Source organism: Bartonella sp. CL63NXGY (assembly GCF_042194905.1).
Lineage (GTDB): Bacteria > Pseudomonadota > Alphaproteobacteria > Rhizobiales > Rhizobiaceae > Bartonella.
This window is the reverse complement of record NZ_JBHINK010000017.1, coordinates 20542-27548: the sequence shown is the minus strand read 5'-3', so window position 1 is coordinate 27548 and position 7007 is coordinate 20542. Positions and strand designations below refer to the sequence as shown.

6 protein-coding genes and 1 pseudogene are annotated in these 7007 nt (G+C 37.2%); all 7 read left to right on the top strand.

What is annotated here, in order from left to right; genetic code table 11:
* Positions 1-282 (top strand): type IV secretion system protein (locus ACFIK0_RS07865; protein WP_375663754.1); only part of this gene is annotated, 282 nt, incomplete at its 5' end.
* A gap of 237 nt (positions 283-519) precedes the next feature.
* Positions 520-663 (top strand): TrwH protein, encoded by a 144-nt coding sequence (locus ACFIK0_RS07860; protein ID WP_273791747.1) that lies wholly within the window; start codon positions 520-522, stop codon positions 661-663.
* Positions 660-1361: a virB8 family protein gene (locus ACFIK0_RS07855; RefSeq protein ID WP_273790051.1), complete on the top strand. Its 702-nt coding sequence runs from the start codon at positions 660-662 to the stop codon at positions 1359-1361. Before ACFIK0_RS07860 ends, ACFIK0_RS07855 begins: the two co-directional genes overlap by 4 nt.
* A 13-nt stretch (positions 1362-1374) precedes the next feature.
* Positions 1375-2184 carry a P-type conjugative transfer protein VirB9 gene (virB9, locus tag ACFIK0_RS07850; protein ID WP_273790052.1) on the top strand — a complete coding sequence of 270 codons (810 nt, stop codon included), beginning with the start codon at positions 1375-1377 and terminating at the stop codon, positions 2182-2184.
* Entirely contained in the window at positions 2184-3341 is a 1158-nt protein-coding gene (virB10, locus tag ACFIK0_RS07845; RefSeq protein WP_375643059.1) for a type IV secretion system protein VirB10, read from the top strand. The genes virB9 and virB10 overlap by 1 nt, the downstream gene beginning before the upstream one ends.
* On the top strand, positions 3316-4377 hold the full coding sequence (virB11, locus tag ACFIK0_RS07840; protein WP_273790054.1) for a P-type DNA transfer ATPase VirB11: 1062 nt from the start codon (positions 3316-3318) through the stop codon (positions 4375-4377). The genes virB10 and virB11 overlap by 26 nt, the downstream gene beginning before the upstream one ends.
* Before the next feature lie 1084 nt (positions 4378-5461).
* Positions 5462-6301 (top strand): annotated as a pseudogene (locus ACFIK0_RS09960) (integrase); the annotation flags it as partial.
* Between the last annotated feature and the right edge of the window lie 706 nt (positions 6302-7007).

Below are 7007 nucleotides of genomic sequence, written 5' to 3'. Positions count from 1 at the left end.
TGGCAACCAACTCATCGCCTTTTCGAGCAATGGATAATCCAAGTCGTCAATTATATAATCCTCTTTCTACTCTTAGCAACTGTATTTAATCTGATGATGAATATCTTTGCAAACTATTTGAGCGATATGAAATTCGATCAAAACCAGAATATAAGCTCCATGTTTGGGGGAGCTCTCGTCTTGTCCATTATATCCATCATGCTATTACTCAAACTATCAAGCGTTGCCAATTCTCTCGCAAAAGGAATCACATTTGGACATCTATGGAGACATAGAAACTAGATGAGATAAAAAGAAATAGTTCCCGTAACAGAAGCCTCTAATATCCATATGACAAAATAACAAGAATATCCAATCCTACAGTAAAAAATATTCGCACTGAATTGAGCTGTTTTTATAAATTAAAATAGAATAAAAAAGTAAAATAATTACACACAACGTACTTTACTTTATGTTCAAAATAATAATAATGACAACAAATATCAGGATGTATATAACAATAAAAAGAGTCATATTAAAATGAAGTCGATCATTCTTGTAATTTTGATTGCAAACCTTTTATCGGCTTGTGCTTTAGCACCAAAGCTAAAACAGCCAAATGATAGGAACCGAGTGCCTATTAATAAAACAATCCCTGCCGAAATCAAGCGAGGAGACAGATGAAAACAAAACAAGCAAAACCAGTGAAAGCCGAACAACTTAGAAGTTATTACGAAGAAAGCCGTGGCTTAGAACGTGATCTTATCAATGAATTTATAAGGTCGCGCAGAACGGCATGGCGTGTCGCGAGTACTGTGGGTCTTTTTGGCTTATTCGGTATGATATGTGGAGTTGTTGGATTTTCTCAACCAGCTCCAACTCCCTTAGTATTGCGCGTTGATAATACGACGGGTGCAGTTGATGTTATCTCAATCATGCGTGAACACGAAGAAAGCTATGGTGAAGTTGTAGATAGGTATTGGCTAAACCAATATGTGCTTAACCGCGAAACTTACGACTACGATACCATTCAACTGAACTATGACACAACCGCACTTTTAAGTGCGGCATCTGTTCAACAAGAATATTATAAAATCTATGATGGAGAAAATGCACGGGACAAAGTGCTTTCCAACAAAGCACGTATCACAGTTAAAGTACGATCAATCCAGCCTAATGGACTCGGTCAAGCAACTGTACGTTTTACGACTCAGCAACTTGACAGCAACGGTGCTGCTACTGGACCAAAACAGCACCAGATTGCAACAATTGGTTACACCTATATCGGTGCACCCATGAAATCATCTGATCGATTGCTTAACCCCCTTGGTTTTCAAGTAACAAGTTACCGTTCTGACCCAGAAATACTGTTGAATGATTAAGGAATTGATTGTTATGAAAAAACTTGCGTTCGTTGTTCTATTGTCTTCGTTTTCTTCTCTTTATACGGTACCTGTGCAGGCGCTCAAAAGTCCATCAAATTCACAATATGATCACCGCATTCGCTATATAACATATAACGAAGCCGATGTGGTTCAAATTGAAACAGTTCTTGGTGTGGCAACACATATTATTCTTGAAGAAGGTGAACAGTATATAACTCATGCCTTTGGCGATTCTGAAGCCTATGCCTTTGCTCATAAAGGGCGGCATATTTTTATTAAACCAAAAGCAGAGCTTGCCAATACCAATCTCATCGTTGTAACTGACAAACGGAGTTACAAATTCCGACTACAGTTTCGGAATGACCGTGCGGGATCAACTTATGAATTGGCTTTCCATTATCCCGATTCAAACGATGAAAAGTCAGAAGAAAACAATCGACGCCTTGCGATTGAACGTGGTTTTCACCAAAGCGTCAACGGCTATAATCTCAGTTATACCATGAGCGGTCACCAAGATATTGCTCCGATAAATGCTTGGGACAATGGGCGTATTACTTATTTCAAATTTCCCGCTAACATGGATATGCCATCGATTTATGTCGTAGATGCTGAAGGAAATGAAAGCTTAATACCACGCACCGTTATCGGCAGTTCTAATGATATTATCGCCGTTCATAAGGTCAATCCTAAATGGCTCATACGGCTTGGTAAACGCGCTCTAGCTGTTTTTAATGAAGCCTATGACCCCAATGGCGGCGTACCAAACACAACAGGGACAGTATCTTCGGTGGTTTATCGTATCAATAAAGGAGGAAAATGATGTTTGACAATAAGGAAGGAGAGGGAAAAGGTACAAAACTGGATAACGTCGAGCAAAAACATATTGAAGGTACCTATGGAGGGTCGGAACTAGGTTCTGAACGTCGTCCGACAGTTCCAGGTACCCGTGCATTGTTAATGGTAGGACTTGTTGTCATAGTAGCGATACCGATTGCCTTGACTTGGAAAGCTTTTAAAATGCGTAATACCGTGGAAGTTGAGGAAGAAAAACCACAACAAATAGTACAGCAAATTATACCAAACTATGTCCCTCGGATTATAGAAGAGCCAAAAATTGTAGAAGAAGCAGAAAAATCAACACAAATAGAAGATTCAAGCCTAGATATTCCACCGGCCTTGAGTAAACTTCTTCAAACAGCCATTCCTCCACATATGCTCCAAGATTCTGAAGAATTAGCACGCAAACGTATGCTCAGTTCTAGCCTTAACAACGGTGGTAGCGAAGGATCTACAGATACGAATAATAAAGCATCGAATAATGATACAGGTAATGGCGTATTATTTGATAACCTTCAGCCCGTGCGTTTAGGTCAATCACATGCGATGCAACTTCGTAACCGTGACTTTTTGATTACACAAGGAACGCAAATAGATTGTACGTTAGAAACAAAGATCATTACATCACAACCCGGAATGACGACGTGCTATTTAACACGCGATATTTATTCCACAAGTGGACGTGTTGTTTTGCTTGACCGTGGTTCTAAAGTCGTTGGTTTTTACCAAAGTGGCATACAACAAGGACAAACGCGCGTGTTTGTGCAATGGTTACGCATCGAAACGCCTTCTGGTGTTGTTGTCAATCTTGACTCACCAGGCACAGGTCCTCTAGGTGAAGCGGGTATTGGTGGCTGGGTTGACAGACATTTTTGGGAGAGATTTGGTAGTGCAATTATGGTAAGCATTATCGGTGATTTAGGAGAATGGGTAAGAGGAAAAGTTAATAAAAGCAGCAAAGAAAATAAAGAGAATTCACAAAATAAAGATGCTCAGAATGCTGAATCTATAGCAATCGATGTTCTTCAAAATTCCATCAATATCACACCAACACTTTACAAAAACCAAGGCGAACGAGTAAATATTTTTGTTGCTCGTGATCTGGATTTCAGCAATGTCTACAGTCTCGTCACACGTTAACCCGATACAGAAAGATCAAGCAGTTTTTCAGCTTCTGCAACCGCTTGATTGTTTCTTAGAAGATCCCACGATCACTGAATTATCGATTTGCCGCCCCTATGAAGTATGGACGAAAAGCTTTAAGGGTTGGCAAGTACATAGCGTACCAGAGTTAACAACCACTTTTTTGCAAACGCTTATTACAGCTATTATCGTTTATAACGGTATGGCTCCCAGAAGTATTAATTATGTGCTCTTGCCTGGTGGACAACGTGGTACAATTATACAAACACCAGCTGTTGTTGATGGTGCTCTTTCCTTTGTAATTCGTAAACATTCTCTTGTAGTTAAGACGTTAGAAGAACTCAAAGAAGAAGGGGCATTTGACGATTTTTCTGATGTAAGTTTTAATAAGCCTTCAGCAAAAGAAGCCAATAACTTGTTATCGAAGCAGGACTTCACACGGTTGGAACCATTTGAAGTTCAACTTTTGCAACATAAACGTGATGGAAAAATTCTTGAATTTTTACAAGAATGCGTCCTTCACAAACGCAACATTATTATTGCAGGTAAAACAGGATCTGGTAAAACAACATTTGCCCGCTCTTTAATTGAAAAGGTTCCTGTAGAGGAGCGTATTATCACAATTGAAGATGTTCATGAGCTTTTTCTACCCAATCATCCCAATCATGTACATATGATTTATGGTAACAATGTAGGCCGTGTTTCAGCTGAAGAGTGTCTAGATGCGTGTATGCGTCAGTCGCCCGACCGAATTTTTCTCGCTGAATTGCGAGGCAATGAAGCATGGGAATATCTCAATTCGCTCAACACTGGCCATCCCGGATCGATTACAACGACGCATGCCAACAGCGCTTTGCAGACATTTGAACGATGTGCCACCTTGATTAAAAGATCAGAAGTTGGCCGGCAACTCGAGTTAGAAATGATAAAAATCGTTCTCTATACAACAGTTGACGTAGTGTTGTTCTTTAAAGATAGAAAACTCTCTGAAGTCTTTTACGACCCAATTTTTGCTAAATCAAAAATCGCTTAAGGGAAGCTTCCTCTCTCGGTAAGATGATACAAACAAACAATAGCCGTAACTAGTTGTTACGGCTATTTATTTAACTTTTCCTATTCTCTTTTCTTTTCCAATGGATCTTCTACACTCTTCATGAATAAAAGAAGAAAAAAGTTAATAGACAACAACTCTACGAGAAAACCAAATTATACATAAGGCTCTCTCTATTCTCTTACCTTTGATCATTCTTCCCATTTATCTTTTGAAAAAGTATGTTTAATGCAAAAAAATAGCTATAAAATAAATATTTCAACAAAAGAAAAGAAGAAATTTTGATTCGCATATCAATGAAAGCTTCGTAAAACAGGTCCTTTCAATCATAATAAATAATTATCGTCATCAAGACCAAAACTTATCGTTTAAAAATTCTAAGCGCTATTTTCAAGTGATTAATAAATATGTTTTTTCACCAAACAATCTCCAGATACGGAAAACCTCATACGAAATAAACTATCATTTCGATTTAGCATCCATAAACCACATTCTATTTGGTAATAAAAAGTATAGTGGCATATCGACGTCTTCTTCGGACGAAGAAAGATTCTTAACCTACGGCTGTTCGTAAACAACTAAATTTCTCTTAAGCAAGCTTTGCTAACCATATCACGTGGCTTATGTCCCCATCCTAAAGAGGATATCCATAGACTACACAGGTAAGCTCTACTCTCTGAATATTCCTGCTCTCTTCTCTGCACCTCAAAAAGCAAAAATTCCTAAAAGCACAGATATACAATCCCTCTTCTTAAGCCACGTCACATTGATTTATAAAGAGTGTTCATTATTTTGCGTGTTGGATAAAAGATCTTAGTACCGTAAGATTCTCTCATTTCAAAGCTGTCTATTAACCAAAACCATGCTCTTGCACATTACAAGCGAATAAAGCCGTATAGAATGAAACTGTACAAAAAAGCACTAAAAATACCTTTTATAAACCATCCAAAATGCCAAAAACTGTCGCAACATTGGGAGTTTGCAAAGTGTCTAATGGCACCCAACTTGCTCTTTTATGAAGTGTAAAAATGGAGATGCTCTATAAATTTTATATTATTCATCGGAGCTTTACCATTATACCATCCACGAGCACTGTCGCGAAATGAGCTGGGGCTCCTTAAAGAAAGGTTTCTTTAAAACAAGCGCATAAATTGACAAGCCAGGTGTATTTGGGTTGGGGCGTTCTGTTTTGTATAAGGATTGTGATCTTATTAAAAAACGAGAGAAACAAAAGCGTGAAGCAATGCATAATCTCTATTATTTAAAAGACATTACTCTAGATACTTTTGAAAGTCATAAAACTGAACTAAAAAATGACGGCAAAATAGAAACTGGTTTGCACCTTTACAGCTTCATATTCTCCTCAAATTAGGAGGCTGTATACCGATTTCAAAGATTACGCCAACGAGAATACGTAATACTCTTAACTCCCATCTGGTAAGTAAAAGCTGCAACAGCAAAAGCTTTTTTAGAAAAACAACGCCATAAAGTCATTAATGAACAGGCAATGAATTGGAGAAATGTTCCAGATTTTTATCAAACACTCTGCAAAGCAACAATAATGATACAACTGGCTTTGCGTCTGCTTATTCTTACAGAGGTTTCTACCATCCCTTGCATCAATTCGTGAAAATCAGATTGAAGGGGATACATGGACAATTCTTGGCTTGAGAATATAAAAGGTCTGCGTAATACTACAGGAGATTTCAGCATACCCTTATGATCAGAAGCATTAAAAATTTTAAAACAAGCGTGCTTGTTTTTTCGCAATGATTTCTTTTTTCTGCAACCGGTCGTGGTCCTTATTAATGTGAGTTTCCTATCACAATATATAAGAGAGATTAGTCTGAAAACCTGTCCACGTAGATTTCGCTCTAGTTTACGTAATTGGCTAACAGACTCCACCTATCACACCTCAAAGGGTGAAGCTTTTTACACGCACTGAGCTGCAAATTATCCGCCTCCTCGCCTAGCAGATTTCACCTTCTAACCACTTTAATTATCACATCCTAAATAAGATAGTGTTTTACAGCACAACAGAATAAATATCAAAACAATGACCGATTATACCGTTAATACTTGGACACCTCTCTTTCATGTTAAGAAATATCTTTTATGCTAAAAAATAAAATAAAAAACACTTTTACTGCTTAAATAACTTTCTTCAGCATATATACAAGAAAAAATGAAATCCCCTAACATAATAAATGAGACCTAAACCTAGAAACCTCTATTTTTTATAGATAAAAACATATAAAATCAAAACCTATGAAACTCATAAAAACACAACATGTTTTCTTTGATGATTGAATTCATTCAACTCAAACGAACCTATAAACATCCCTATTCCACATTCGCAACACGTGTTCTTAGAATTCTCACTAGCGTTTTCTAAATTTTTGGAAAAAACTATAAATTTGATATTTTTTAAAAACGTCTTATTTTCTCTTTAATGAATTTAAATCTATGACGTTACAATAGTTTTAAATTACAGCCCCCTTAACTGTATGATTATCTCTACACAAAAGAGAGGGATTTTACGTTCTCCATTTTGAGAACTATAAATTTTGTTTTTTAATGCGATTAACAATAAAATCTTTAAAATAAAAAAT

Bases quoted from the DNA above. Each gene is read 5' to 3' on its own strand.
- virB11 (WP_273790054.1), top strand. From the start codon at position 3,316: ATGTCTACAGTCTCGTCACACGTTAACCCGATACAGAAAGATCAAGCA.
- ACFIK0_RS07860 (WP_273791747.1), top strand. From the start codon at position 520: ATGAAGTCGATCATTCTTGTAATTTTGATTGCAAACCTTTTATCGGCT.
- virB9 (WP_273790052.1), top strand. From the start codon at position 1,375: ATGAAAAAACTTGCGTTCGTTGTTCTATTGTCTTCGTTTTCTTCTCTT.
- ACFIK0_RS07855 (WP_273790051.1), top strand. From the start codon at position 660: ATGAAAACAAAACAAGCAAAACCAGTGAAAGCCGAACAACTTAGAAGT.
- virB10 (WP_375643059.1), top strand. From the start codon at position 2,184: ATGTTTGACAATAAGGAAGGAGAGGGAAAAGGTACAAAACTGGATAAC.